The following is a 26,944-nucleotide window of genomic DNA, read 5'->3' on the forward strand; positions in this document are numbered from 1 at the left end:
TGGCACAGTGGTGCCGGTCGCTGCGAGGTGGAGCAACGGACAGGTGAGGTGACGGTGGGCGAACCGCGCAACCCCGTCGCGGGGTTCGACGACCGGCGGCGCGAGGAGATCGCGCGCCGCTGGGCGCGGCTGCTCAGCACCACGGCCTACATCCCCCTCTCGCGGCGGGACCTCGAGAGCGCGCTGCGCGAAGTGCTGGACGCGCTGCTGGCCGCCCTGGACGGCGAGTCCGAGATGGACGACATCGGTTCCTGGGTCGGCAAGCGCCTGGTCGGGATGCACGCCACCGGCGAGCGCTGCCTGTCCTCGATCCTGGGGTTGTTGCGCGACGAGCTGGTCCCCGGTGCGGACAGCCGCAGCAGCGCGCTCATGGCGCTGCTCACCTCGGTCGCCGCGGGCTACGTCTCCGCCGACCGGGAGAGCACGTTCCAGCAGCAGGAAACGCTCAAGCGCGCGCTGCTGCGGTCGAAGTTGCAGGCCGACCGCAACCTGGCGGCCAGCGAGGCGCGGTTCACCGAGGTCTTCCGCAGCACGCCGGTCGGCGTGGCGATCTGCCAACCGGACGGGACGTTCCTGCAGGCGAACGCCGCCCTGGTGCGGAACCTCGGGTACTCCCGCGAGCGGCTGCGCACGATGCGCATCCACGACTTCTTCCACGAGGAGGACGCCGAGCAGCTGGGCGCCGTCTACGGCGAACTCGTCGAATCCGGAGGCTCGGTGCGGCTCGACGACGACCGCCACCGCCTGGTGCGCGCCAACGGCGAGCTGTCCTGGGTGTACCTGGCGCTGTCGGTGCTCGCGCAGGACGACGGACCGCAGGTCGTCACGATCGTCGAGGACGTCACCGACCTGCACCTGCTGCAGAAGCGGTTCAGGGACCAGGCCCTGCAGGACCCGCTGACCGGCCTGTCGAACCGGCAGCACTTCACCACGCAGCTGCAGGAGCAGCTGGCGAACCTGCCGGCGAGCGCGCACGTGGTCGTGTACCACCTCGCGCTGGACAGCTTCGACCTCATCAACGACGGTCTCGGCTACGAGAGCGGTGACGAGGTCATCAAGGCGGTGGCGCGGCGGCTGAGCGGTCTCCTCGCGGGCGAGGACGCGGTCGTCGCGCGGTTCGGCGGCAACGAGTTCGGCGTCTTCGTGGTCGAGGGACCGGACACGGCGCCGGTCTCGGGGTTCCCGGCGATCATCAACCGCGTGCTGGACGATCCGATCTACCTCGGCGACCAGGGCGTCGCGGCTTCGGCGAACATCGGCGTGGTGCGCCGCAGCGTGGCCGAGGCCGACCACACGGACATGCTGTGGGCCGCGGACGTGGCGCTGCGCCGGGCCGAGGCCACCGGCAAGCGCCAGTGGGCGCTGTTCGACCCCGACCGCGCGTCCGAGGAGCGGATCCGGGCCAAGCTCGCCGCGACGATGCCCGGCGGTCTCGCGCTCGGCGAGATCGACGTGCTCTACCGGCCGCTGCTGTCGCTGGACTCCCGCGAGCTGGAGGCCGTCGAGGCCGAGCTCGTGTGGGAACCGGCCGAGGACGGGCCGGTGGACCACCACGAGTGCCTGCGGCTGGCCGAGCGCTCCGGTGCGAACCTCTCGCTGCGCGACTGGCTGCTGCGCGCGGTCACCGAGCAGCTCGGCGACTGGCACGCGGAGGGGTCGCCCGTGCAGGTCGTGGTGTCGCTGAGCGAGAACCAGGCCGTGGACCCGGACCTGGTGCGCGTGGTGCGCGGCGTGCTGGAGGCCGACGGGGTTCCGTCCGCCGCGCTGCGGCTGAGCGTGCCGACCGACGCCCTGCTCGGCGAGAGCCGCGACGAGGTGCGGGAGAACTTCGGCCACGTGGGTTCGTGCGGAGTGCAGACCTCCGTGCACGGTTTCCGCGGGACTCCGGAGGAGTTCCGGATCCTGCGCGAGTTCCCGGTCGGAGTGGTGCGGCTGGGGAGCGAGTTCGTCCGCGTCGCCAACGAAGCCGAATCGAGCGGTGCTCCGGAAGTGCGCCTGGCGCGGAGGCTCGTGCCGCTGATCCGCGAGATGGGCCCGCGGGTGTGGGTCGGCGACCTCGCCGCGGAGCAGCACGCCGCGCGGTGGCGGGACCTGGGCTGCGACGTCGGCGGTGGTGACCTGTTCGGCCCCGCGGTGCTGTCGTTCGACGTGCCCGAGCTGCTGGAGAGGATGCGGCAGGCCGAGCCGAGCCGCTCCGAACAGGGGTGATTTTCGAGCGCCCTCCTGCGAGAGCTGTCGTGCGTGCGGAATGCTGCGGCGCACCGCCCGGAGGCGGTGCGCCGCCCCGCCGGCTGGGCGCGGGGGAGTGCGCGTCCGCGCGTCGCCGGCGGTGGTCGCCGTTGACCAGCGCGCCGCTGATCAGTACACCGGCTGCGTCTGCGGGTTGAACCGCTCGTAGGTCACGTCCTCCGCCGGGTCGGTGCGCCGGTCGTCGAGTTCGAGCACGTCGAGCCCTTCCTGGATGCCGCTGGAGTAGATGCGGCCGTTGTAGTAGTACGCCGACCAGGAACCCGCCGCGTGCAGCTCCTCCCGGTCGTAGGGCACGCGGTCGAAGTGGGCGATCTCGCGCGGGTTGCGCGGGTCGGTGAACTCCCACACGGACACGCCGCCCTGGTACCAGGCCTGCACCATGATGTCCCGCCCGGGGACGGGGACGAGCGATCCGTTGTGCGCCACGCAGTTCTCGGTCTCGGCCTGGTGCCGCGGGATCTTGAAGTAGCTGACGAACTCCAGCCGGGCGTTGCTCCCGGATCCGGTGAGGCGGTAGATCCCGTTGGCCCCGCGCTTCGGCCCGACCTGCTCGTTGCAGGTGGCCGCGGTGCCGCCGCCGAGCTCGTCGGTGAACACCACGCGGTCGCCGCTGTTGTTGAACGTGGCCGAGTGCCAGAACTCGAAGTTGCGGTCGTCGCGGGTCCGGTGGATCACCCGCGGGTTGTCGCGTTCGGAGATGTCGAGCAGGATCCCGTCGCCCATGCACGCGCCGGCGGCGATGTCCTTGTCCGGGAAGGCCGTGATGTCGTGGCAGCCGGTGGTTTCCCGCGAGGCCGTCTCACCCGGGTTGCCGCCGCCGGGGAACAGCACCGGTGCGTCGACGAGCTCCGCGGCCGCCGGGTCGGCGTGCGGCACTGCGACGACGGAGATCCTGTCGTGCGGTGGCCGGCAGTTGGGGAACTCCTCGGCCGGTCCGTAGGAGGAGACGTACAGGTAGTCGGTCCTGCCGTCCTTGCCGGGCACGAGCGTGTGCGTGTGCGAGCCGCACGCCGTGGGCACGGCGGAGACGTACTGCGGCCGCGCGGGGTCGCTGATGTCGAACACCCGGATGCCCGCCCAGCCGCCGGGGTCGGCTTCGGTGGTCTCCTCGCCCTGGCACGTGTTGTCCGTGCGCGGGTAGTCCACGGACAGGTACAGCCGGTCCCCGGAGACCGAGACGTCGCCCTGCCCGCCGGGGCAGTGCACCTGCGCCACCGGGGCGGGGTCGTCCGGGTCGGAGATGTCGACCACGCTGAACCCGTCGTAGTTGCCGATGTAGGCCAGGTCGCCCTGGAAGGCGAGGTCGGTGCCCCACGCCTCCTCCCCGTCGAACGGCGGCTGCTTGGGCAGTTGCGCGGTCTGCTCGATGTTGTCGCTGGAGAGCGTGTCGCGCTCCACGGCCGAGTCGGGGACGCGGTGCTCGTCCGGCGCGTCCCCGCCCGCGGCGGGCTGCCGCGTCGTGGACGGGGCCACGACGAGCACGATCAGCAGCGGAACGGCCACCACGAGGCTGACCAGGAGCCGTGCCCGGCGGCTGAATCGGCTGCGCATGCCACCACCTTGTCTCCGGCATCCGTGGGGTCCGCCCGTGCGGAGGTACCCGGGCGGGCGTCATCCTCAGTATCGTGACGACGCGCCGCCTCACCAATCGACCGGGCGGGCGTATTTGTCCTTCGACAGGAGGCGCTGATGCGGGGCGGACGGATCGCGGCGGTCGTGCTGGCCGGTGCGCTGCTCGGCGGGTGCGGGGGCCAGTCGGCTCCGGTGGTGCAGCCCGGTGCCCCGGGCGGGGAGTCGCGGGTGGTCGACGAGGCCGAAGTGGACCGCATGTACGAGCCGTCCGAGGCCGGTGCGGAGGAGGTCGGCTACCTGCGCGGCATGATCCCGCACCACCAGCAGGCGCTGGAGATGACCGCCCTGGCACGCGAGCACGCCGAGAACGAGCGCGTGCGGACGATGGCCGCGCGCATCGACCGCGCCCAGCGCCCGGAAATCGGCATGATGCGCGCGTGGCTGGGCAACCACGGCATCGAGCACGGCGGCGGGCAGGACCACGGCTCGCGCGAGCGGATGCCGGGCATGGCCAGCACCCGGCAGATGGAGCGGTTGGCGCAGGCGCGCGGCGGTGATTTCGACCGGATGTTCCTGCGGCTGATGATCCGGCACCACGAGGGTGCGCTCGTCATGGCCAAGGCCTACCTGGAGGAGGGCAAGGTCGAGCAGGTCAAGGCGATGGCCCAGGACGTGCTGACCACGCAGACCAACGAGATCGCTCAGATGCACGAGATCGGTCGGGAACTGGGTGCGTGAGCAGCGCGTTCGCGGCGTTCTCACGGAGTTTCGGCATCGTCCTGCGGTGCTTCGCCGCTCCGCGCGACGGTGGTTTCGCGGTGCTGTTCTGCGGTCGCGCTGGGATCGCCGTGGTTTTCGGACGAGGGGGAGTCCACTGCGGATCCCGCAGTTCGCCGTGGACGGAGGCGGGTCACTCCGCTGCGGATGACGGGCGGTGCGACCCGCTGCCGGGAGCGGCGCCGGCGCTCCGGATCTCGCTCTCGCGCGCGTACTCCCGCAGCGCTGCGGCGAGCTCCTCGAGCGCTCGGGCGGTGTCGCGGCACTCGTCGGGGGTGAACCGGTCGCCGCCGATCCGGTGGACGGCGTCGTCGAGCAGCCATTCGCCCCGCAGCAGCAGCGTCGCCATGCGGATGCGCCGGTTCATGCGTCCTCCCGCGGCGACGGGCGGCGCGCAGCGCGGAGGCACGCCGACGAGCTCCCGGGCCTGCTCGTCGCAGTCGGCGCAGGTGGGCCACAGCCAGGCGAGGTCGCCGGCCGCGGAGACCACGACCCGCCCGCACAGCGTCGCGACGTTCGTGTCCGGCGGGAACTCGCGGCCCGGCGGCTTCGGCATTGCCTGAGGAACTCGGAGAGCAGCGGGTGAGCCCGACCGTTCGGCTGCGGAAGGTCCTGCGGACGCTACGGCGTTGGCGGGTGCGGGCCGCGATGGACCAGTTGGACGTCGCGCGCGTGCTCGCCCGGTCGAAAGCACGTGTGAGCAGGATCGAACGCGGAGAGACCACGCCGGGGCCTGCCGAAGTGATCGCTCTGGCGACCGTCTACCGAGTCGACGAGTCCGAGCGCGACGAATGTGCGGCGCTCGCAGCCCAGGCGCGGCAGCGCGGCTGGTGGAAGAAGTACGGTTCCGACGCTTGCGCCGACGGGCTTCGAGGAGTACATCGGACTGGAGTCCGAAGCCGTGTCGGTGCGGAATTTCGAGATCGACCTGGTTCCCGGTATCCTCCGAACCTCCGCTTACACGGAGGCTCTCGGTCGCGGCTGGCTTCCGAGCGCGGGCGAGGAAGCAGTCCGCCGCCGGTGGCAGCTCCGTCGCTCTGGCCCCCGCGGAGACGATGAACGTGCTCGAGAACAGGATCGACGAACTCGCGAGCGAGTGACGGAGCGAAAGAGATGGCGGAGTTGGACGCCGTGTCCAGTGCGGTGTGGCGCGAGAGCAGTCGCAGCAACGGCGGAGGCGCTCAGTGCGTCGAAGTCGGCTTCGCATCCGGGGCACGTGGGGTGCGCGATTCCAAGCTCGGCGAGGACAGCCCGGTGGCTCGCCTTCGAGCGTGAGGGGATCAGCTCGAATTCGACCTCGACGAGGCTGGTGTCGTCACGGTCCGCGGAACGACCACGATCCCGGCCGATCAACGGTGGTTCTGGCAGGCCGATTGGCAGGCCGGGGAGCGGGAGGCCTCCGAGCAGATCGCCGCAGGCGAGACCACGACCTACGACGACGTCGAGGCGATGTTCGCCGACCTGGATCAGTGACCGCCCGTGCCGACGTTCGAAACCGCGCCGCGCTTCGCCCAGGACTGCGAAAAGCTCACCGATGAGCAGCGAGCGCGGTTCCAGCGGGTGGTCGAAGACCAGTTCGTGCCTGATTTGGAGGCCGGCCGGTTCCGGCCGGGCCTGCGAGTCGAGCGTGTCCAGGCGGCCCCCGGGGTCTTCGAGATGAGCTGGGCACCGGACGGGCGGGCCACCCGGCAGTACGGCTCTGAGGAGCATGCTGGCGTGCCGCACGTGGTCTGCCGTCCCGAAGCCGCGCCCGCCCCGGATCACCGCGCCGCTTCGGGGGCCGGCTCAGCGACCGCGCGCCGCGCGGTCGCGGCGCGCTGCGCGACGTAGGCCCCGACGAGCACGAGCGCCCCGCCGGTGAGCTGGGCGGCGCCGAGGTGCTCGCCGAGCAGCCACCAGGCGAGCACGGTCGCGACGACGGGTTCGAGGTAGGCGATCGCACCGGCGACCGGCGCGGACAACCGGCGCACGGCGATGATTCCGGTGAGGTAGGCGAGCGCGGTGCACAGCAGCACGATCCACGCCACGGCGAGGACCGCGGGGAAGTTCTGACCGCTCAGGGTGACCGCGCCGCCGAGCGCGGACCAGTCGACGGACCAGGGCCGCACGATGAGCGTGACCACCGCCGCTCCGACGAGCAGGCCGTAGGCGGCCAGCCCGCGCGGATCCACGTCCGCGCTGGTGTCGGCCAGGACGAAGTAGGCCGCCTGGCAGCACGCCGCACCGAGGGCCAGCAGCAGCCCGACCGGGTTGAAGCTCAGCCCGGACCAGACCTCCACCACCCCGGCCAGGCCCGCCACGGCCAGTGCCACCCCGATCGCCGCGCTGCGGGATACCGGCCTGCGCAGCACGAAACGGGTCCAGCCGAGGACCATCACCGGGCCGAGGAACTCGATCAGCAGCGCCACGCCCACCGGGATGCTGGCGATCGCGGCGAAGTAGAAGCCCTGCACGCCGGCGATCGCCACCAGGCCGTAGGCCAGCAGCAGTTTCGGTGCGCGCCGGACCACGGAGGCGTGCCGGATCGCGAACGGCAGCATCAGCAGCGCGCCCCCGGTGATCCGCAGCCACGTGACGCTGAGCGGGCTGAGGCCGGCTTCGATCAGCGGTTTGGCGAACGGGCCCGAACCACCGAAGCAGCAGGCCGAGGCGACGGCGATGAGGACGCCGGCGAGCTTGGGGTCGCGGGCGCTCAGCGATGCCCCGGACCGCGCCGCGTGTTCGCGTGAACCAGCCCGCATGCCGTGTCCTCCCGTCCGCTCCGCAGGGCTTCGATGATCTGCTGGTGCTGGTGGTGCGACTCCAGGCCCGGTCGCCGGTCCTGGAAGTAGGTGGTTTCGAGGCGGCGCGCGTGCAGGGCGATCACGTCCAGCGAGGCGCTCAGGTACGGGTTGTCCGCCCGCCGGACGAGCACGGCGTGGAACTCCTGGTCGGCCTCGCGGGCGGCGGTCGCGTCGCCGGAGTCGATGGCGGCGCGCATCCGGTCGTTGGCCGCCTGCATCTCGTCGAAGTCGGCGGTCGTCAACTGCGGCAGGGCGCAGCGCGCGGCGAACTCGTGCAGCACGCCCAGCAGCGGGAAGACCTGCGCGGCATCGGTTTCCTGCACACCGGTGACGCGGGTGTGGCGGCCGGACGCGGTTTCCACGGCGCCCTGGTCGACGAGCCTGCGCAGCGCCTCGCGGACCGGGGTGCGGCTCACCCCGAGCTCCGCGGCCAGCTCCCCGTCGGCCAGCTGCTCCCCGGGCGCCAGCGAACCGTCCTCGATCTTGGCGCGCAGGATGCGGTAGACCTGCTCGGCCGCGCTCTGTCGGGAAATCGACTGCCCCAGCTTCGCCATGGCCGCTCCCTCCTCCGGAATGCAATATATTGCATCCTGGACGCCGGTTCAACACCCAGTGCGTCCGGTACATCCCCCGAACGTGGTCGGACGAGATCGTGCGGCAGACTGCGGCGGCGCGCAGCCGCTGATCGCAGCGCAGGCAGCAGCACCGCGAACAACCGGGAGGACCCGCCATGACCGCACCCGCCTCCGCCGAGGCCCCGGCGGTACCGCGCCACGTGCGCACCACGCAGTGGATCTGGCTGATCGGCACCGCGCTGACCGTGCTCAGCAGCCTCTACCTCGTCGTGCTCGCCGCGACACCGGTGACGCTCACCGCCCTGGTGGTCACCCTGGTCCAGGCCGCCCTGGCGGTGCCCGCGGCGCTGGCCCTGCCGCGCGGCAAGCGCTGGGCGCGGATGGTGCTGCTCGTGCTCGCCGCCATCAGCATCGGCTCGCTGTACAACGCGCTGAAGATGCAGGCCTGGGCCACGCTCGTGATCAACCTCGCGCTCGGTTCCACCCTCGGGCTGCTGCACGAGGCGGGCGTGCGCGCGTTCTTCGGCCTGCCCGCCGAACCGTGGCTGCGGCGGCGCGTGCGCGGGCGCAGCTGAGCGGTCTCAGGAACGGCCCCACTCGGCGTCCAGGGCCGCGGTGGCGATGTCGCCGGCCTGCTGCCGGTCCAGTCCCAAGCTGCGCGCCCACCGCGCGTACTCCGCGGCCGCCTCGGCCGCGCGGCGCCGGCTGCTGTCCTCGGCCGCTGCGACGAACGTGCCGGACCGCCCGCGGGTTTCGATCAACCCGGCCTGCTCCAGCTCGCGGTAGGCGCGGGCCGCGGTGTTCGCCGCCACGCCGGTCTCCGCGGCCAGGGCCCGCACCGTGGGCAGCTTCGCACCCACCGGCAGCCGGCCGTCGTTGATCCGCTCGGCGATGCCCGCCCGCAGCTGCTCGAACGGGACGACGGGGGAGTCGGGGTCCACTTCGACGAGCATGCGTCAATCCTGCCGGAAGGCGTCGAGCAGCCGCTGGGCGGCCGTGCCCGCGTGGATCCGCCCCGCCCGCACCTGCTCCTCGACCTCGCCGAGGATCGCGCGCACCCGCGGGTGCGCGGTCAGCTCGCCCATCAGCTGCTCGGACACCAGGCTCCAGGTCCACTCCACGCGCTGCTCGCTGCGCTTGCGGTCCAGCTCGCCGCTGTCCGCCAGCGCCGCGCGGTGCTCGCGCACCTTCTCCCACACGGCGTCCACAGCGGACCCCTCCAGGCCGCTGCAGGTGAGCACCGGAGGTGTCCACGTCGGATTCGCCGGCGTGAGCATCCGCATCGCGCTGCGCAGCTCGCGCGCGGCCTTGCGCGCGCGGTCGGCCTGCTCGCCGTCGGCCTTGTTCACCGCCACGATGTCGGCCAGCTCCAGCGCGCCCTTCTTGATGCCCTGCAGCTGGTCCCCGGCCCCGGCGAGGCTGAGCAGCACGAAGCAGTCCACCATGCCCGCCACGGTGACCTCGGACTGGCCCACGCCGACGGTTTCCACGAGCACCACGTCGTAACCCGCGGCCTCGAGCAGCACGATCGTCTCGCGCGTGGCCCGGGCGACGCCGCCGAGCGTGCCCGCCGAGGGGGAGGGGCGCACGAACGCGTGCGGATCGCTGGCCAGCGCGCTCATGCGCGTCTTGTCGCCGAGGATGCTGCCGCCGGTGCGCGTCGACGACGGGTCGACGGTGAGCACGCCGACGCGGTGCCCGGACCCGGTGAGCATGCCGCCCAGCGCCTCGATGAACGTGGACTTGCCGACACCGGGCACGCCGGTGATGCCCACGCGGTGCGCACCCCCGCTGCGCGGCAGCAGCCGCGTGACCAGGTCCTGGGCCTGTCGGCGGTGGTCCTCGCGGGTGGACTCGACGAGCGTGATCGCCCGCGCGAGCATCGTGCGCGACCCGGCGAGCACACCGTCGGCGTACTCGCCGATGTCGATGGAACGGGGCATGGAGCTGTTTCACCTCACCAGTGGGGTGCGTGCGCGGCCGCGGCGGCCCGCCGCGGCCGGGGCCGGCGCCGGGCGCCGCGCGGCAGGAGCAGCCCGCGGACTCACCCGCCGGCGAGCTGCGCGCGCAGCTGCACCAGCACGTCGCGGGCCGCATCGGCGATCACGGTGCCCGGGCCGAACACGGCGCTCGCCCCGGCCTGGTGCAGCGGTTCGTGGTCGGACGGCGGGATCACGCCGCCGACGACGATCATGATGTCGGAGCGGCCGACCGCGTCCAGCTCCTCGCGCAACGCGGGCACGAGCGTCAGGTGCCCCGCGGCGAGGCTGGAGACGCCCACCATGTGCACATCGGACTCGGCGGCCTGCAGCGCGACCTCGCCCGGGGTCTGGAACAGCGGCCCGACGTCGACGTCGAAGCCGATGTCGGCGAACGCGGTGGAGATCACCTTCTGCCCGCGGTCGTGGCCGTCCTGGCCCATCTTGGCCACCAGGATGCGCGGGCGGCGCCCCTCCTCGGCCGCGAACTCGTCCACTTCGGACTGGGCGCTCTCCAGGGAGCGGGTCGGGCCGGACTCCTCGCGGTACACACCGGAAATCGTACGCACCTGGCCCGAGTGCCGGCCGAACGCCGCCTCCAGCGCATCGGAGATCTCGCCGACGGTCGCCTTGGCGCGGGCCGCGTCCACCGCCAGCGTCAGCAGGTTGTGCTCCAGGTCGTCCGGCCGCTGCCCGTCCACCGCGGCCTCGGCGGCCGCGGTCAGCCGCCGCAGCGCGTCGGAGCAGGCCTCGCCGTCGCGCTCGGCGCGCAGCCGCTGCAGCTTGTCCACCTGCTCCTGGCGCACCCGGGCGTTGTCCACCTGGAGCACGTCGACGGGCTCTTCCCCCTGGAACGGGTACTTGTTCACACCGATCAGCGGCTGGCGGCCGGAGTCGATGCGCGCCTGGGTGCGGGCGGCGGCCTCCTCGATGCGCAGCTTGGGGATGCCCGCGTCGATGGCGGCGGCCATGCCGCCGGCCTCCTCCACCTCGGTGAGGTGCTGCCAGGCCCGCTCGGCCAGGTCCTGGGTGAGCCGCTCCAGGTAGTAGCTGCCGCCCCACGGGTCGATCACGTCGGTGGTGCCGGACTCCTGCTGCAGCACCAGCTGGGTGTTGCGGGCGATGCGCGCGGAGAAGTCCGTCGGCAGCGCCAGTGCCTCGTCGAGGGCGTTGGTGTGCAGCGACTGGGTGTGCCCCTGGGTGGCGGCCATGGCCTCCACGCAGGTGCGGACGACGTTGGTGAACACGTCCTGCGCGGTCAGCGACCACCCGGAGGTCTGCGAGTGGGTGCGCAGCGACAGCGACTTCGCGTCCTGCGGGTCGAACTGCCCCAGCAGCTTCGACCACAAAAGCCGGGCGGCGCGCAGCTTCGCGATCTCCATCGCGTAGTTCATCCCGATGCCCCAGAAGAACGACAGGCGCGGGGCGAACGAGTCGATGTCCAACCCGGCCTGCCGCCCGGCCCGGACGTACTCCAGCCCGTCGGCCAGCGTGTAGGCCAGCTCCAGGTCGGCCGTCGCGCCCGCCTCCTGGATGTGGTAGCCGGAGATCGAGATGGAGTTGAACTTCGGCATCTTCGCCGAGGTGTAGGCGAAGATGTCGGAGATGATCCGCATCGACGGCTGCGGCGGGTAGATGTAGGTGTTGCGGACCATGAACTCCTTGAGGATGTCGTTCTGGATGGTCCCCGCCAGCTTCTCCGGAGCCACGCCCTGCTCCTCGGCCGCGACGATGTACAGCGCCAGCACCGGCAGCACCGCGCCGTTCATCGTCATCGACACGCTCATCTTCTCCAGCGGGATGCCGTCGAAGAGCTGCCGCATGTCGTAGATCGAGTCGATCGCCACACCGGCCATGCCCACGTCCCCGGACACCCGCGGGTGGTCCGAGTCGTAGCCGCGGTGCGTGGCCAGGTCGAAGGCCACCGACAGGCCCTTCTGCCCGGCGGCCAGGTTGCGCCGGTAGAACGCGTTCGACTCCTGCGCCGTGGAGAAGCCGGCGTACTGGCGCACCGTCCACGGCTTGTTCACGTACATCGTCGGGTACGGCCCGCGCACGTACGGCGGCAGCCCCGGGTAGGTCCCCAGGAAGTCCAGCTGCTCGGTGTCGGCCGCCGTGTACAGCGGTTTGATGCCGATGCCCTCGGGCGCTTCCCACTGCAGCGCGTCGGGCGCCTTGCCAGTCTCGGCCAGCACGGCGGCGCTCCACGCCTCGGGCGCCTCCGCCGCGGCGGGCGAATCCAGGTCGACGTCGGCGAAGTTCGGGATCTGCCGGGTCATCGGGGTTTGCGGGTCCACAGGGGTTCGCTGGCTCATCACGCCACTCCCAACTCGCGCTGGACCGCGCGCAGCGCGCTCAGCGCATCGCAACCGGAGAAGATGCAGCCGTCGACGCCGTCCGGCAGCTCGGCCGGTTTCCCGGCCAGCAGCACGTGCGCGGCGCCGGCGCGTTTGAGTTCCCGCGCGGTCTCGGCCGCGCGCTCGACGTAGGTCGCGTCCGAGGAGCACAGGCACACCACGGGGCTGGGGGAGCTCCGATAGGCCGCGACCACCTCCTCGGTGGTTTCGGTGGCCCCGGCTTCGGTGGCGGCCAGGCCGCCCGCGGCGAGCAGGTTCCGCGTGAACGAGGCCCGCGCGGTGTAGGTGGCCAGCGAACCCAGCGTCGCCAGGAACACCGCCGGCCGCTGCCCGGAGGCCTGCTGGGCGGCGTCGGCCGCGTCGCGCAGCGCCTCGAAGTCCTCCGCGTAGCGGTGCCGCGGCAGCCCGCCCGCCGGCTGCGGCGGTGCCGGGGTGCGCTGCACCGGCTCCTCCTCCAGCTCGGGGAACTCGCTCACCCCGGTGATCGGGGCGGTGCGGTGGGCCAACGCCTCCACCCGGGCCTGCCAGGAGGCCTCGAGGCGCTCGGCCAGCAGCCCGGAGTCCCACGCGACGGGCCACCCGCCGGCAGCCTCGACCTCCTGGAACCGGCTCCACGCCTGCCGGGCCAGCTCGGCGGTGCGCGACTCCACGTACCAGGACCCGCCCGCGGGGTCGACGACCTGGGCCAGGTGCGACTCGTCCAGCAGCACGGCCTGGGTGTTGCGCGCCAGCCGGCGGGCGAACGCGTCCGGCAGGCCCAGCGCGGCGTCGAACGGCAGCGTCGTCACCGCCTGCGCGCCGCCGAGTCCGGCGGCGACGGTGGCGATCGTGTTGCGCAGCAGGTTCACCCACGGATCGCGGCGGGTGAGCATCGCCGGCGAGGTGACCGCGTGCTGGTGCTGCGCCGCGCCGGTCAGGCCGCAGGCGCGGGCGACCCGGTCCCACAGGCGCCGGGCGGCGCGGAACTTGGCGATGGTGGCGAACTGGTCGGCGGTGGCGGCGAAGCGGAACTCCAGCATCCCGGCGGCCGCATCGACCGGCACGCCCGCCTCGGTGAGCCAGCGCAGGTAGGTCACCGCCGCCGCCAGGGCGGCGCCGACCTCCTCGGCGTCCGAGCCGCCGGCCTCGTGGTACGGCAGGGCGTCGACGACGAAGGCGCGCATCCCCGGGTGGGTCTCGGCGCAGCGGCGCGCGAGCGCCACCGCCGCCTCCCGGTCACCGGGCCGGCCGGTGCGGGCCTGCGCGCCCAGCGGGTCGAGCCCGAGGTTGCCGGTCATCGTGCTGGGGCGCACGTCGCGGTCGGCGGCGAGCTGCAGCAGGGCCTCCGCCGCGGCCGGGGCTTCGTGGTCGGCGTCGAGGACGATCCCGGCCATGCCCAGCTCCACGTCGGCCAGGGCGTCGGCGAGCCCGTCGACGGGCAGCCCGGCGGAACCCGCGCGCAGCCACAGCGAGGTCACCCCGCCGCGCAGGTCGGTGAGGACCTCCTCGTTGGCGCCGGCCGGATCGGGCCGGCCGTGGTGCTGGCGCACGTCCCAGCCCTCGGTGACGCTCCCCTGCGCCCGCGCTCCGCGGGTGTGCGGGGAGAGCCCCGGCGTCCCGGGCCGCTCGGGGGCCTCGGTGTACAGCGGCTGGAGCGTGCAGCCGTCGTAGGTGCTGGTGGCGAGCAGCTCCTCCGGGGCCTCCGGCGCCGCGGCGGAGGAGCTGAGCTGCCCGGTCCTGCGCAGCGCCGCCGCGACCTGCTCGCGCCACTCGGCGCGCGTCGCTGCGCCGAACTCGGCGCCGAGCGCGAGTCCGGGGGCGCGGTCCGCGGGACCGCTGCTCGACATTGAGTGCGTCACCATGGCTGTGATGGTAGGCGGCGGCAGCGCGCCGGGAAGTGCGCAGTTCTGTGAGCCGCGCCCCACCCGTCCGGCCGCGGGATGCTCGCGCGGCCGGTGTGCGTTGTTCCCGGCGCAAGCGCGCTGCCCGGGGGTTAGTTCTCGGGCGCGGGGCCGCGGAATTGGTACTCCCAGCCGTCGCCGGGGGTGTAGCGCAGCTCGTACTGCGTCACGATCTTCGGGCCGTCGTGCAGGTGGATGTGACGTAACACACGGCCGCTGCTGGCTTCGGACTCGCGCAGCTCCTGCCGGCGGCCGTCGAGCGGGCCGCCCACGAACAGCACGGTTCGGTCGGTCATCGACGCTCCTCCCTCGCCGGGACTGCTGCTCCCCGATTCTCCCCGCAGGTCACCACCCGTGGCGAGTCCTGCGCACCCGGAGGGCGCGCGGGGAGGCGGCCGCGACCCCGGGTGCGCGGAGCCGAAGCTGACCGGGGACGATTCCTGCACGATGACGCTGACCGACCAGTTGCCCGCCGACACCGATCCGGACGCCCTGCTGGACGCGTTCACCACGTGGACCGCCGAGCAGGGCGTCGAGCTGTACCCGGCGCAGGAAGAAGCGCTGATGGAGGTGGTCACGGGCGCCAACGTGATCCTGTCCACGCCCACCGGATCCGGCAAGAGCCTGGTCGCCACCGGAGCGCACTTCGCGGCCCTGGCCACCGGCCGCCGCACCTTCTACACCGCGCCGATCAAGGCGCTCGTCTCGGAGAAGTTCTTCGCGCTCGCCGAGACCTTCGGTCCGGACAACGTCGGCATGATGACCGGCGACAGCAGCGTCAACGCGGACGCGCCGATCATCTGCTGCACCGCGGAGATCCTCGCCAACATCGCCCTGCGCGACGGCGCGGACGCCGACGTGGACCAGGTGGTCATGGACGAGTTCCACTTCTACGCCGAGCCGGAGCGCGGCTGGGCGTGGCAGGTGCCGCTGCTGGAGCTGCCGCGGGTGCAGTTCCTGCTCATGTCGGCCACGCTCGGCGACGTCTCGTTCTTCCGGGACGACCTCACCCGCCGCACCGGTCGGGAGACCAGGGTGGTCAGCTCCGCGGAGCGGCCGGTCCCGCTGCACTTCCGCTACGCCACCACGCCGCTGCACGAGACGATCGAGGAACTGCTCGGCGGTCACCAGGCCCCGATCTACGTCGTGTACTTCAACCAGAAGCAGGCCGTGGAGCAGGCGCAGGCGCTGATGAGCGTCAAGGTCGCCGGTCGCGAGCAGCGCGACCGCATCGCCGAGGCGCTCGGCGGCTTCCGGTTCAGCGCGGGCTTCGGCAAGACGCTGTCGCGGCTGGTGCGGCACGGCATCGGCGTGCACCACGCGGGGATGCTGCCGCGCTACCGCCGGCTGGTCGAGCAGCTCGCCCAGCAGGGGCTGCTGAAGGTCATCTGCGGCACCGACACGCTCGGCGTGGGCATCAACGTGCCCATCCGCACCGTGCTGCTGACGGGGCTGACCAAGTTCGACGGCAAGCGCACCCGCCACCTCAAGGCCCGCGAGTTCCACCAGGTCGCCGGCCGCGCCGGGCGCGCGGGCTACGACGACGCGGGATTCGTCGTCGCCCAGGCGCCGGAGCACGTCATCGAGAACGAGCGCGCGCTGGCCAAGGCCGGCGACGACCCGAAGAAGAAGCGCAAGGTGGTGCGCAAGAAGCCGCCGGAAGGCTTCGTGTCGTGGAGCGAGAAGACCTTCGACAAGCTCGTCGAGTCCGAACCGGAACCGCTGCGGTCGAGCTTCTCGGTCAACCACGCCATGCTGCTCAACGTCATCAACCGCCCCGGTGACGCGTTCACCGCGATGAAGCGGCTGCTGACCGACAACCACGAGGACCGGCCCGCGCAGCGCAAGCACGTCCTGCGCGCCATCGCCATCTACCGCGCCCTGCTCGCCGCCGGGGTGGTGGAGCAGCTCGACGAGCCCGACGGGAGCGGGCGGCGCGTGCGGTTGACCATGGACCTGCAGTTCGACTTCGCGCTCAACCAGCCGCTGTCGCCGTTCGCGCTGGCCGCGATCGAACTGCTCGACGAGGAGTCGCCGAGCTACGCGCTCGACGTCGTCTCCACCATCGAGTCCACAGTGGAGAACCCGCGGCCGGTGTTGTCCGCGCAGCAGTACAAGGCGCGCGGTGAGGCCGTCGCGCAGATGAAGGCCGACGGCCTCGACTACGAGGAGCGCATGGAGCAGCTCGAGGAGGTCACCCACCCCAAACCCCTCGAGGAAATGCTCGAAGCCGCCTACGAGACCTACCGCAAGGGGCATCCGTGGGTGGGTGAGCACGAGCTCAAACCCAAGTCCGTGGTCCGCGACATGTACGAGCGGGCGATGAACTTCGTCGAGTTCGTCCGCCACTACGGGCTGGCGCGGTCGGAGGGGGTCGTGCTGCGCTACCTCGCCGACGTGTACAAGGCGCTGCGGCACACCGTGCCCGACGTGGAGAAGACCGAGGAGCTCACCGACATCGTCGAGTGGCTCGGCGAACTCGTGCGCCAGGTCGACTCCAGCCTGCTCGACGAGTGGGAGAAGCTGCGCAATCCCGAGGACGAGGCCGAGGCCCACGTCGGCGGCACCGTCGAGTCCGATGCGCAGCCGCCCGCCCGCGTCACCGACAACAAGCGGGCCTTCCGCGTGCAGGTGCGCAACGCGATGTTCCGCCGGGTCGAGCTGTGCGCGCGGCAGCGCTGGGACGAACTGGCCGAACTGGACGGTGGCGACGGCTGGGGCGCCGACGACTGGGCCGCCGCGCTGGAGGACTACTTCGCCGAGCACGACGAGATCGGTACCGGCGCCGACGCCCGCGGGCCGCACCTGCTGCTCATCACGGAGGAGGAGCAGCGGTGGCTGGTGCGGCAGATCTTCGCCGATCCGGCCGGCGACCACGACTGGGGCATCAGCGCGGAGGTCGACCTCGCCGAGTGCGACGAGGTCGGCTACGCCGTCGTGCACGTGACCGCGGTGGACCAGCTCGCCGCGGTGTAGGCCGCGGGCGCGCTGACCCGCTGAGCCCGGAGCCGCCCCCGGATCGCTCACGGCGCGATCGGCGCAGCACCCCGGGAGTGCGTCCCGGGGTGCGGGTCCCGGGACGCACGCCCCGGCAGGCGCACCGCAGGCGGACCCTCGCGCGCGCTGATCAGCTGACCTATGCTGCAGCCCGCGGCGGGTCCCCGCCGCGGTGCGCCCCAGAACCGGGGTGCACCGGTCGCTGCACGAATGGAGTTCGCATGGTTCCGCAGACCGTTGGCGTCGGCATCGACGGTTCCCCCGAGTCGGCCCAGGCCCTCCGCTGGGCGGCGCAGTACGTCCGAGGGACTGGCGGCATCGTGCACGCGATCTCCGTGTGGCACCAGCCGGTGCAGCTCGGTTACCGCCTGCCCTCCTCGGAAGGGGATCTGGAGAAGCAGGCGCGCAGCGGGCTCGACGGCGTCGTCGAGCCGCTGCGCGAGGAGTTCAGCGACGTCGACCTCCGGCCGCGGCTGCTGCGCGGGCACCCGGTCGACGAGCTCGTCGTCGCTTCCAAGCAGGTCGACCTGCTCGTGCTCGGCCACCAGGGGCACGGCGCGTTCACCGGGATGATGGTCGGGTCGGTGGCCTCGAAGCTCGTCCACCACGCCAAGTGCCCGGTCCTCGTGGTGCGGTAGTCGCGCGGAGCGAGCACGTCCTCCGCCCGGTGCTCCCGCCGGACGAGCAGCCGGCGCGCGTGCTGCAGCGGGGCTCGGGAGCCGCGGAGCGGTAGCGCCGGAACCTCTTCCCACCCGTGCCGGGTTGGCGGTGCGTTGCTGCGCGCGCTACTATCAGGTCAGTCGTACAGGACGATCGTTCAGGTCGCCTGGTCAGGTCCGTCGAGCGGAACGGCTGGCCGGAACGGCGGCCCGGTGGAGGTGGCAGCGGTGACATCGCCGGCGGCGGAACGGGGAAGCGCGGTGCGGCAGCGGCTGCTGCGAGCCGCGGTCGAGCTCGTCCCGGAGCGGGGCTGGTCGGCCGTGAGCACGCGGGTGCTGGCCGAGCGCGCCGGCGTGACCCCGAGCGTGGTGCACTACCACTTCCCGTCGCTGCAGGACCTGCTCAACCAGGCCGTCACCGCGCTCATCCGGCAGGTGCTCGACGAGACCGCAGCGCAGCTGGACGCGGCGCGCGGTCCGCGCGAGGTGATCCGCGCGCTGTTCGCCTCCGTGGCGGACTACACCGGGGACGATCCGGCCTCGCTGGTGTTCGTCGAGGTCTACCTCGCCGCCACGCGCGACGAGGACCTGCGGGAGCGCGTCCGCGGCGAGCTCGACCGGATCCGCCAGCAGGTCGCCGCCGTGCTCCGCGCGCACGAGGTACCGGCCCCGGAGGAGACCGCCGCGGTCGCGCTCGCCGCGCTCGACGGGGTGCTGCTGCACCGCGGGCTCGGCGCCGGTTTCGGCGGTGCGGAACAGGTCCTGCTGCGGCTGGTCGAACCGGATGCGCAGGAGGGAGCGCGGACATGCGAGTGATCATCTGCGGAGCCGGGATCGCCGGGCTGGCCCTGGCGAACCGGGTCGCGGCGCTGGGCGGCGAGGCCGTGGTGCTCGAACAGGCACCGGGCCCGCGCCCGCAGGGGTACATGATCGACTTCTTCGGGCCGGGCTACGACGCTGCCGAAGCGATGGGACTGCTGCCCGCCATCGCCGAGCGGGCCTACCGGGTCGAGGAGGCGTGCTTCTTCGACGACCGCGGCCGGCGCCGGGCCCGCATGCGCACCGCGCAGGTGGCCGGTGAGCGGCTGTGCAGCATCATGCGGCCCGATCTGGAGCGCGTGCTGCGCGAAGCCCTGCCGGAGGCGGTCGACCTGCGGTTCGGCGCCCGGCTGACCGGTGTCACCGACGGTGCCGGCGAGGTGCGGGCCCAGCTCGACGACGGCACGGAACTCGCCGCCGACCTGCTCGTCGGCGCCGACGGCGTGCACTCCTCGGTGCGCGAGCTCGTCTTCGGGGAGGAATCCCGCTTCCTGCGCGACCTCGGGTTCCACACCGCGGCGTTCACCTTCGACGCGCCGCAGATCCACGCGGCCGCGCGGGGGCGGTTCTGCCTGAGCGACACCATCGACCGCCAGGTGGGCTGCTACGCGCTGCGCGACGGCCGGGTGGCGGCCTTCGCCGTGCACCGCCCGCAGGACCCGGCACTTCCGGCCGACCCGCGGTCGGCCGTGCTCGAGGCCTACAGCGGCATGGGGTGGGTGGTGCCCCAGGTGCTCGACCGGTGCCCGCCGGCCGCGGAGATCTACTACGACGAGGTCGCGCAGGTCCGCATGCCGCGCTGGAGCTCGGGGCGCGTGGTGCTGCTCGGCGATGCCTGCTACGCGGTGTCGCTGCTGGCGGGGCAGGGCGCGTCGCTGGTCATCGCCGGGGCGTACGTGCTGGCCGACCGGCTCGCCCGGGCGGATTCCGTACCGGCGGCGCTGGCCGACTACGAGCGGCTGTGGCGACCGGTCGTCGACGAGAAGCAGGAAATCGGCCGCGCGACCGCGCGGTGGTTCCTGCCCGGGTCCCGGCGGGACCTGTGGCTGCGGCGGGCGATGCTGGCACTGACCCGGCTGCCCGGGTTCGGGCGCTACATGGCGGGCAAGCTGGCAGGCAAGCCCAACGCGCTCGTCGCGAGCCTGCGCCAGGGCCCGAGAACGCCGCAACTGTCCGGCCGCAGCCGCCCGTGAACCGCGACGGTGCCGCGCCGATCGCGGAGCGACGAGCACGTGCGCAGCAGCGCGGCGGACGCGTCGCGTCCGCCGCGCTGCTGCGGGCAGCGGGAGGCGCCTGCGGATCCGGTCGGGGGCGGGCCGCAGGTGCCCCCGCGTGCGCGCTCAGCTCAGGCCGAGGACCTGGCCGTGCTCGTCGATGTCGATGTGCTCAGCCGCTGGAGATGACCCCAATCCGGGCATGGTGCGCATGTCACCGCAGATCGGGTACACGAACCCGGCGCCGACGGAGGCGCGCACCTCCCGCACCGGCAGCGTCCACCCGGTCGGTGCGCCGAGCAGCTTCGGATCGGAGCTCAGCGACAGGTGCGTCTTGGCGATGCACACCGGCAGGTTGCCGAAGCCGTTGGCCTCGTAGCTGTCCAGCGACCGCTGCGCTGCCTGTTGGAACGACACGCCGTCCGCGCCGTAGACCTCCCGCGCGATCGTTTCGATCTTGGTGCGCAGATCCGCCTCGTCCGGGTAGAGCAGCTGGAACTCGTGCGGTTCCTCCGCGGCCTCGACCACCGCCTCGGCCAGTTCCACAGCTCCCTTGCCGCCCTCGCTGAAGTGGTCGCTGACGGCGACCCGGGCGCCCTCGGCCTCGGCGATCTCGCGGATCCTGGCGTGCTCGCTCGGGTGGTCGCCGGGGAAGGCGTTGATCGCCACCACCGGTGAGACCCCGTGCATCCGGATGTTCCGGATCTGCTTGCGCAGGTTGTCCGCCCCCGCGGAGACGTCGTCCGGGTTCTCCTGCAGCAGCTCGGGCGGCAGCGGTTTGCCCGCCACGACGCGGAACCGTCCCGAGTGGGCCTTCAACGCGCGCACCGTCGCCACGAGCACCGCCGCGTCCGGCCGCATGCCGGAAGCGCGGCACTTGATGTTGAAGAACCGCTCCGCGCCCATGTCCGCCCCGAACCCGGCCTCGGTGATCAGGTAGTCGCTGCCGCGGCTGGCGATGAGGTCGGCGACGATCGAGGAGTTGCCGTGGGCGATGTTGCCGAACGGGCCCGCGTGCACCAGCACCGGCGTGTTCTCGGTGGTCTGCATGAGGTTCGGCTTCAGCGCCTCGCGCATGAGCACCGTCATCGCGCCGGCGGCCTTGAGCTGCTCGGCGGTGACCGGCTCGCCCTCGCGCGTGTAGCCGACGACGATGCGCCCCATGCGCTGCCGCATGTCCTGCAGCGAGGTGGACAGCGCCAGGATCGCCATCACCTCGCTGGCCGCGGTGATGTCGAAACCGGTCTGCCGCGGCTCGCCGTCGGACCTGCCGCCGAGCCCGCTGACGATGTTGCGCAGGTCCCGGTCGTTGACGTCGAGCACGCGCCGCCACGTGATCCGGTGCGGGTCGATGCCGAGCTCGTTGCCCTTGTGCAGGTGGTTGTCCACCATCGCGGCCAGCAGGTCGTGCGCCGAGGTGACCGCGTGCATGTCGCCGGTCAGGTGCAGGTTGAGCGATTCCATCGGCACGACCTGGCTGTAACCGCCGCCTGCCGCGCCGCCCTTGATGCCGAACGTCGGCCCCATCGACGGCTGCCGCACCGCCACGGCGCTGCGCTGGCCGAGGTGGTGCAGCCCCTGGCCCAGACCGACGGTCGTGGTGGTCTTGCCCTCGCCGAGCGGAGTGGGGGTGATCGCGCTGACCACCACGTACCGCCCCCGCGGACGGTCGGCGAGTTCCTCGATGGCGTCCAGCGAGATCTTCGCGACGTTGTGCCCGTACGGTTCGAGGAGGTGCCGACCGATGTCCATGTCGGCGGCCACGTCGGTCAGCGGTTTGAGCTCGGTCGCCCGGGAGATGTCCAGGTCGTTGGGAATGCTCATCGTGACTCCACTGCGGTTGGCGGGGTGTTGGGGGTGGTGGGCGCCCGGCGCGCCCACCACCCGCGGCGTCAGGCCGGGACCTCTCCGATGCGCCGGGCCGCTTCCTGCCGCCATTCGACCGTCTTCGCCACTTCGTTGAACGTGTACAGGTGCCAACCGGCGATGCCGTGCTCCGGATCGTCCAGGTAGGGCATGAGCCCGTCCACGATGTCCTGTGGCGTGTAGCGGGTGAGCAGTTTGCTGACCACCCCGGACTGCTTGCGCAGGAAGCGCATCGACTCGCCCAGGCCGATCTTCAGCGAGATCCGCATGAGCTTGCGCGCGTCCACCGCACCCGGCATCCCGACGTAGACCGGCTGCGTCAGGCCCCGCTCGCGGAGGTCCTTGACCCACGCCAGGATCGTCTCCGTGTCGAAGCAGATCTGGGAGACGATGTAGTCGGCGTAGCGGGACTTGTCCGCCAGCGCCTGCGCGAGCACGTCGTCCGGGATGGACGCGTGCCGCTCCGGGTAGCCGCCGATGCCGACGCGCTGCGGTCGGCGCCCGGTGCGCTCCATCGCCTGCAGCAGCGACAGGGCGTCCGGGAACTCCCCGCACTCGGCCGCGTCACCCCCGATCACGAACACCTCGTCGATCCCGGCCGCGGCGAGGCGGTCGAGGATCCGCTCCAGGTGCGGGCTGTCCCGGACCAGGCGTGCGGCCAGGTGGGGCACCGGCTGGAGATCGCGCCGGGCGAGCTGCTCGGCGGTCTCCAGCGTGGCGTCGATGCCCTTGGCCTGCGCGGAGGTGACGGTCACGCACGTGCCCGGGGACAGGTGGGCGACCTCGTCGAACACCCCGCGCAACGGCAGGACCTCGTAGCGCGCCGCTTCCAGCGAACGGGAGAACCGGTCCTGGGTGGTCATCGTGCTCACCCCTTCCCGCTATGCGGCCGTCTCGCGCAGGGCGCGCTTCGGGATGTCCTTGGTCGGGTCGAGGAACGGCTTTTCGACCACGATCGCGTCCTGCCGACCGTGCTGCGTGGCCACCACGAGCTCGGTCCCGAGCTGGTGGTAGGCGATCGGCACCATCGCGAACCCGATGTTGCGCTCCAGCCGGGGGGAGTAGCAGGCCGAGGTGACCTCGCCGATGCGCAGGCCGTTGGGGTCGTGCACGTCGAACATGTCGATCATCCGGCCGTCGTTGAACGAGCCGACACCGGGCCCGCCGATCTCCACGCCCACCAGCTTGCGGGAGATCCCCTGCTCCTTGACCTGCTGCAGCGCCTGCTTGCCGATGAAGTCGGCCTCCTGGTCCAGGTCCACCATCCAGGTCTTCTCGAAGCCGTAGCCGACCTCGAACGGGTTGGTGTTCTGCGTGATGTCGCAGCCCCAGGACAGGATTCCCGCCTCGATGCGGCGGATGTGGCAGGGACCGATGACCCGCATGCCGTGCGGTTCGCCGGCCTCCCACACGGTGTTCCACAGCTTCGTCCCGTCGCGGCTGGCGTTGTGCAGGTAGATCTCGTAGCCGAGCTCCGCCGTGTAGCCCGTGCGGGAGACGACGACCTGCATGCCGTTCAGCTCGCGGTCGACCGCGTAGTAGTAGGGCACGTCGAGGATGTCCTCGCCGAACAGGTCGACCATGACCTCCCGCGACTTCGGCCCCTGGACCTGCACCGGCCCGACGTCCGCCTCGCGGATCGTGACGTCCATGCCGAGGCTGTAGGCCAGCCCGCGGGCCCACAGCAGCACGTCCGAATCCGCCAGGGACAGCCAGAAGTGGTTCTCACCGAGGCGCAGCAGCACCGGGTCGTTGATGATTCCGCCGTACTCGTCGGTGACGAACACGTACTTGCACTGCCCGACCTTGCACTTGGTCAGGTCGCGCGGCACGAGCATGTTCGTGAAGTCGAAGGCGTCCGGGCCGGTGATCTCCACCTGCCGCTCCACGCCGACGTCCCACAGCGTCACGCCTTCCAACAGGGCCCAGTACTCGCCGACCGGATCGCCGTAGTGCCGAGCGTGGTAGGTGTGGTTGTAAACGCTGTAGAGCCCGACGCCGTGCTGACGCGAGGCGTAGAAGAACGGCGACTTGCGGATCCGCGGGTATTGCAAAATGCCCGGGTTGGGGTTGACGCTCATCGGGCACTCCTTGAGGTCCGTGCGGGATGTTTATCGGGTGCGATGTGCGGTTGTGCCCTGTTTTCAGTTGTAAGTCCGCATTGGACTCCGATATTCCCGGAGATCACCGCGTCCTCCGGGCGTGGCCGGTCCGGTGTCGGGTCTGCCGTCCGGTCCGGGGTGTTGGGCACAGGCGGGCGGGTGTGCTCGGGCCGGGGTTCCTGCCCGGAGCGCGTGCGGCACCCGGGGCCGGCGCGGTGGGGCGGTTTCCGCATCACCGCCGCGTGGCTCGGGTTGTCGTCCGCGCGGGGACGGGGCTCAACAGCGCATTCTGGTCATCGCGGGGTCGAACGCCGCATCCGCGAGCGCGGCCGCGGAGCGTGGTCGTTCGGAGCGGGAGGCCTCGACGCCGGGGGCGGCGGAGGACTCGGCTCCGCTCGTCCGGTGGAAGCGGGGATGCTCGTCGAGCTCCAGGTCCGCGGCGGTCGCGGCCGCGTCGGCGGCCAGTCGGCTCGCGCTCCGGTCGGAACCGGTTCGGAGCACCGGCGCGTGCGAGGACTCCGGTGTGTGCGAGGTGGATCCGCCGGTGGCGAGCAGCGGGAGCTGCTCCGCTGCGGCCACGTCGGCGATCCCGAGCCGGGCGAGGTCGTGCGCGGTGCCGCATCCGGGGGTGCCGGCACCGGTGACGGGTACCTGGACGCTCGAATCCATAACTGCCGCCCCATTGCGTCAGCGTTGGCCTATTGCGCCAGAGGTGGGTGGTGTTGCGCTTACCACAACCTTCTGCGTGTAACGCAACAGTGCGCCTCGAGGGCGGGGTTCGTCAAGGTCCCGGAGAGGCGTTTTCCCCGGGGCTGGCAAGGAGAATCCGAGCGGGTGACAGGCGGTCGGGCGGGGTTCTTGCGAAACGGGGTAGTTCCGGTTAGAGAACGTTCCGGATCCGCTGCTCGAAGTGATCGACGTGGGCGACCGCGGTGCGGTCCGCGCGGTCGGCATCCCCGGCGACCACGGCCTCGAGCAGTTCCCCGTGCTCGGCCACGTGGTCGTCCATGGCCGGCAGCCGGTCGGAGAACAGGTACCAGATCCGCAGTGCCAGGTTGTAGTAGTGCCCCAGCGTACTCTCGAGGTAGTGGTTGTGCGCGCAGCGGTAGATCGCCCGGTGCACGCGCGCGTCCACGTCCATCACGCTCGGGCCCCCGGTCCCTGCTGGCCCCCCGCTGCCGGCTGATCCCCCGGTCCCGCGCGCGGCCCCGCTGCCGGGCGGGGCCGCCTCGGGCGAGGGCCCGGGGAGCTTCCGGAGATCGTCCAATTCGGACCGCTCGGCCTCCGTCGCGCGCTCGGCCGCGCGGCGTGCCGCGTGCCCCTCCAGTTGCAGGCGCACATCGGCGATCAGGGCGTGATCGGTGATGTTGACCTCGGTGACGAAGGTCCCGCGGCGCGGGTAGATCGCCACGAGCGAGTCCAGCTGCAGCCGTTTGACCGCCTCCCGCAGCGGGGTGCGGCCGATGTCCAGCTCGGAGGTGAGCTCGTCCTCCTGCAGGGGGCTGCCCGGCGCGAGGTCCAGGGTGAGGATCCGCTCGCGCAGCGTTCCGTAGGCGCGTTCCGCCTGCGAGCTGCGGTTCCGGCGGGTGCGCCGCGCAGCCCCGCGCCCGGTCGAGCGGCCGCGCCCCGTCCGCTCGACGGATGAATTGACGCCACGAGCCATGCCTCGTAGTCTAACCTACACACTGGCATATCAGTTGTTGGTGAGTCTTCACCCCGCTTGAGTCCTTCCCGCGCTTGAGTTCCCGCGAACGCTCGCCCCGGCGCACCGCCGTCCCTGCGGGGCGCCCACCCGCCGCAGATCCCGTCGCCCGTCCCCGTGGAGGCCGCGGTGGTCACGACACGCTCCTCGCCCGCGCCGCTGGAGCGCCTCCGGTGCCGCCCCACCCCCGAGGCGCACTACGACGTGGTCCTCGTCGGTGCCGGGGTCCACGGCCTCGCCACCGCGCACTACCTCGCGTCCCGGCACGGCATCCGGAACGTCGCCGTGCTCGAGGACGGGTGGTTGGACGGCGACGGGGCCCGCGGCACCGCGGTCATCCGCTCCCGCCACGGGTCCGGCGAGAGCGCGGCGCTGGACGAGCACGCGCTGGAGCTGTGGGAGCAGCTGCCCGCGGAGCTCGAGGACGAGCTCCTGCTCGAGCAGCGCGGGGTGCTCACCGCGGCGCACACCGAGCAGGAAGTCCGCGACGGCCGCCGCCGCGCGTTCGCCGACTGGCTGGGCGGTGCCGATGCCGAGTGGCTCACCCCGGCCGAGATCCGGGACGTGTGCCCGATCCTGCACACCGGTGACGACGTCCGGTACCCCGTGCTCGGCGCGACGTTCCAGCCGCGGGGAGGCATCGCCGAGCACGACCGCGTGGCCCGGGCCCTGGCGCGCAAGGCCGAGGAGCTCGGGGTGGACCTCGTCCAGGGGTGCACCGTCACCGGCCTGCGCACCTCCGGCGAGAGGGTCACCGGTGTGGAGACCTCGCTCGGGCCGATCAGCGCGGGACGGGTGGGGCTGGCCGCCGCGGGGCGCACCACCCGGCTGACCGACGCGCTCGGTCTGCGGCTGCCGCTGCGGAGCCACCCCTCGCAGGCCGTGGTCTCGGAACTGCTCGAGTCGGTGCCCCCGTGCGCGGTCGTCTCCGAGCACGTGCACTGCTGCTGCAGCGGGACGCACGAGGGAGAGCTCGTCCTCGGCGCCGGCACCGGGGCGTGCGGCGGAGTCGCCCGGCCGGGACCTGAACGGCCCGGGGATGAACGGCCGGGGCCCGCGCACGTGATCGAGCGGCAGCTCGCCGCCGCGATGGAGCTCTTCCCCGTGTTCGCCAAGGCCCACGTGCTGCGCACCTGGAGCGGCCTCGTCGACGTCACCCCGGACTCCTCGCCGATCACCGGCCCCGCGCCGCACGAGAACCTGTTCGTCAACTGCGGCTGGGGCACCGGGGTTTTCCAGGCCGCTCCGGCAGCCGGCCACGTCTTCGCGCACACCATCGCCACCGGGCGACCGCACCCGCTCGCCGCCGCCTGCGGCCTCGAGCGCTTCGGCACCGGGGCGCTCGCCGGCGAGCACCGGGCGGCGGTGCCCGCCCGCTGAAATCGCGGAAACTCCCGAGCGCACTCCTCGTT

At 72.3% G+C, this 26,944-nt stretch carries 23 protein-coding genes and 2 pseudogenes; 11 read left to right on the plus strand and 14 right to left on the minus strand.

The window, feature by feature from the left end:
- Window positions 1–54 precede the first annotated feature (54 nt).
- Complete coding sequence (locus ACYVJE_RS14420; RefSeq protein WP_461144857.1) at window positions 55–2,208, plus strand: diguanylate cyclase domain-containing protein; 2,154 nt, start codon at window positions 55–57, stop codon at window positions 2,206–2,208.
- Between the two features lie 150 nt (window positions 2,209–2,358).
- Here the strand turns inward: ACYVJE_RS14420 and ACYVJE_RS14425 are convergent, their stop codons facing one another.
- On the minus strand, window positions 2,359–3,801 hold the full coding sequence (locus tag ACYVJE_RS14425) for an LVIVD repeat-containing protein (protein ID WP_461144858.1): 1,443 nt from the start codon (window positions 3,799–3,801) through the stop codon (window positions 2,359–2,361).
- Window positions 3,802–3,939: 138 nt separating this feature from the next.
- On the opposite strand from ACYVJE_RS14425, the gene ACYVJE_RS14430 reads away from it, so the two are divergent.
- Complete coding sequence (locus ACYVJE_RS14430; RefSeq protein ID WP_461144859.1) at window positions 3,940–4,560, plus strand: DUF305 domain-containing protein; 621 nt, start codon at window positions 3,940–3,942, stop codon at window positions 4,558–4,560.
- Window positions 4,561–4,732: 172 nt separating this feature from the next.
- Here ACYVJE_RS14430 and ACYVJE_RS14435 read toward each other — a convergent pair whose 3' ends face one another.
- Window positions 4,733–5,155: a hypothetical protein gene (locus ACYVJE_RS14435; protein ID WP_461144860.1), complete on the minus strand. Its 423-nt coding sequence runs from the start codon at window positions 5,153–5,155 to the stop codon at window positions 4,733–4,735.
- 26 nt (window positions 5,156–5,181) lie between these two features.
- On the opposite strand from ACYVJE_RS14435, the pseudogene ACYVJE_RS14440 reads away from it, so the two are divergent.
- The 3 genes and pseudogenes from ACYVJE_RS14440 to ACYVJE_RS14450 form a co-directional block, all read left to right on the plus strand.
- Window positions 5,182–5,379, plus strand: a pseudogene (locus ACYVJE_RS14440) (helix-turn-helix domain-containing protein); the annotation flags it as partial.
- A gap of 13 nt (window positions 5,380–5,392) precedes the next feature.
- A pseudogene (locus ACYVJE_RS14445) lies at window positions 5,393–5,623 on the plus strand (Scr1 family TA system antitoxin-like transcriptional regulator); the annotation flags it as partial.
- Between the two features lie 89 nt (window positions 5,624–5,712).
- Complete coding sequence (locus ACYVJE_RS14450; RefSeq protein WP_461144861.1) at window positions 5,713–5,874, plus strand: DUF397 domain-containing protein; 162 nt, start codon at window positions 5,713–5,715, stop codon at window positions 5,872–5,874.
- Between the two features lie 485 nt (window positions 5,875–6,359).
- Here the strand turns inward: ACYVJE_RS14450 and ACYVJE_RS14455 are convergent, their stop codons facing one another.
- Entirely contained in the window at window positions 6,360–7,340 is a 981-nt protein-coding gene (locus ACYVJE_RS14455) for an EamA family transporter (protein WP_461144862.1), read from the minus strand.
- Window positions 7,292–7,936 (minus strand): GntR family transcriptional regulator, encoded by a 645-nt coding sequence (locus ACYVJE_RS14460; protein ID WP_461144863.1) that lies wholly within the window; start codon window positions 7,934–7,936, stop codon window positions 7,292–7,294. Before ACYVJE_RS14460 ends, ACYVJE_RS14455 begins: the two co-directional genes overlap by 49 nt.
- A 176-nt stretch (window positions 7,937–8,112) precedes the next feature.
- Here ACYVJE_RS14460 and ACYVJE_RS14465 point away from each other — a divergent pair, with 176 nt between their 5' ends.
- Entirely contained in the window at window positions 8,113–8,532 is a 420-nt protein-coding gene (locus ACYVJE_RS14465) for a hypothetical protein (protein ID WP_459156668.1), read from the plus strand.
- Window positions 8,533–8,538: 6 nt separating this feature from the next.
- Here the strand turns inward: ACYVJE_RS14465 and ACYVJE_RS14470 are convergent, their stop codons facing one another.
- The 5 genes from ACYVJE_RS14470 to ACYVJE_RS14490 form a co-directional block, all read right to left on the minus strand.
- Window positions 8,539–8,910 carry a GntR family transcriptional regulator gene (locus tag ACYVJE_RS14470; RefSeq protein WP_459156667.1) on the minus strand — a complete coding sequence of 124 codons (372 nt, stop codon included), beginning with the start codon at window positions 8,908–8,910 and terminating at the stop codon, window positions 8,539–8,541.
- Between the two features lie 3 nt (window positions 8,911–8,913).
- Window positions 8,914–9,900, minus strand: a complete 987-nt coding sequence (gene meaB / locus ACYVJE_RS14475; protein ID WP_461144864.1) for a methylmalonyl Co-A mutase-associated GTPase MeaB — start codon at window positions 9,898–9,900, stop codon at window positions 8,914–8,916.
- A 101-nt stretch (window positions 9,901–10,001) separates the two neighbouring features.
- Window positions 10,002–12,251, minus strand: a complete 2,250-nt coding sequence (gene scpA / locus ACYVJE_RS14480) for a methylmalonyl-CoA mutase (protein ID WP_461144865.1) — start codon at window positions 12,249–12,251, stop codon at window positions 10,002–10,004.
- Window positions 12,251–14,134 carry a methylmalonyl-CoA mutase subunit beta gene (locus ACYVJE_RS14485; protein ID WP_461144866.1) on the minus strand — a complete coding sequence of 628 codons (1,884 nt, stop codon included), beginning with the start codon at window positions 14,132–14,134 and terminating at the stop codon, window positions 12,251–12,253. The genes scpA and ACYVJE_RS14485 overlap by 1 nt, the downstream gene beginning before the upstream one ends.
- A 131-nt stretch (window positions 14,135–14,265) precedes the next feature.
- Window positions 14,266–14,469 carry a hypothetical protein gene (locus ACYVJE_RS14490; protein WP_461144867.1) on the minus strand — a complete coding sequence of 68 codons (204 nt, stop codon included), beginning with the start codon at window positions 14,467–14,469 and terminating at the stop codon, window positions 14,266–14,268.
- A 151-nt stretch (window positions 14,470–14,620) separates the two neighbouring features.
- Here ACYVJE_RS14490 and ACYVJE_RS14495 point away from each other — a divergent pair, with 151 nt between their 5' ends.
- The 4 genes from ACYVJE_RS14495 to ACYVJE_RS14510 all read left to right on the plus strand — a co-directional run bounded on the left by ACYVJE_RS14495 (window position 14,621) and on the right by ACYVJE_RS14510 (window position 19,841).
- Complete coding sequence (locus ACYVJE_RS14495) at window positions 14,621–17,149, plus strand: DEAD/DEAH box helicase (RefSeq protein WP_461144868.1); 2,529 nt, start codon at window positions 14,621–14,623, stop codon at window positions 17,147–17,149.
- A 242-nt stretch (window positions 17,150–17,391) separates the two neighbouring features.
- Entirely contained in the window at window positions 17,392–17,808 is a 417-nt protein-coding gene (locus ACYVJE_RS14500; protein ID WP_459156661.1) for a universal stress protein, read from the plus strand.
- A 249-nt stretch (window positions 17,809–18,057) separates the two neighbouring features.
- Window positions 18,058–18,645, plus strand: a complete 588-nt coding sequence (locus ACYVJE_RS14505) for a TetR/AcrR family transcriptional regulator (RefSeq protein WP_461144869.1) — start codon at window positions 18,058–18,060, stop codon at window positions 18,643–18,645.
- Entirely contained in the window at window positions 18,636–19,841 is a 1,206-nt protein-coding gene (locus tag ACYVJE_RS14510; protein WP_461144870.1) for an FAD-dependent monooxygenase, read from the plus strand. Before ACYVJE_RS14505 ends, ACYVJE_RS14510 begins: the two co-directional genes overlap by 10 nt.
- A 147-nt stretch (window positions 19,842–19,988) precedes the next feature.
- On the opposite strand, the gene ACYVJE_RS14515 is transcribed toward ACYVJE_RS14510, so the two are convergent.
- The 5 genes from ACYVJE_RS14515 to ACYVJE_RS14535 all read right to left on the minus strand — a co-directional run bounded on the left by ACYVJE_RS14515 (window position 19,989) and on the right by ACYVJE_RS14535 (window position 25,493).
- Window positions 19,989–21,686, minus strand: a complete 1,698-nt coding sequence (locus ACYVJE_RS14515; RefSeq protein WP_459156658.1) for a formate--tetrahydrofolate ligase — start codon at window positions 21,684–21,686, stop codon at window positions 19,989–19,991.
- A gap of 68 nt (window positions 21,687–21,754) precedes the next feature.
- Window positions 21,755–22,591: a methylenetetrahydrofolate reductase gene (locus ACYVJE_RS14520; protein WP_461144871.1), complete on the minus strand. Its 837-nt coding sequence runs from the start codon at window positions 22,589–22,591 to the stop codon at window positions 21,755–21,757.
- A gap of 18 nt (window positions 22,592–22,609) precedes the next feature.
- Entirely contained in the window at window positions 22,610–23,809 is a 1,200-nt protein-coding gene (locus ACYVJE_RS14525) for a glycine cleavage T C-terminal barrel domain-containing protein (protein ID WP_461144872.1), read from the minus strand.
- A gap of 297 nt (window positions 23,810–24,106) precedes the next feature.
- A complete protein-coding gene (locus ACYVJE_RS14530; protein WP_461144873.1) occupies window positions 24,107–24,499 on the minus strand; it encodes a hypothetical protein in 393 nt (130 codons plus the stop codon).
- 211 nt (window positions 24,500–24,710) lie between these two features.
- Complete coding sequence (locus tag ACYVJE_RS14535; RefSeq protein ID WP_461144874.1) at window positions 24,711–25,493, minus strand: GntR family transcriptional regulator; 783 nt, start codon at window positions 25,491–25,493, stop codon at window positions 24,711–24,713.
- Between the two features lie 168 nt (window positions 25,494–25,661).
- Here ACYVJE_RS14535 and ACYVJE_RS14540 point away from each other — a divergent pair, with 168 nt between their 5' ends.
- Window positions 25,662–26,912 carry an FAD-dependent oxidoreductase gene (locus ACYVJE_RS14540; RefSeq protein ID WP_461144875.1) on the plus strand — a complete coding sequence of 417 codons (1,251 nt, stop codon included), beginning with the start codon at window positions 25,662–25,664 and terminating at the stop codon, window positions 26,910–26,912.
- Window positions 26,913–26,944 lie beyond the last annotated feature (32 nt).

It is taken from the genome of Salinifilum aidingensis (genome assembly GCF_054782015.1).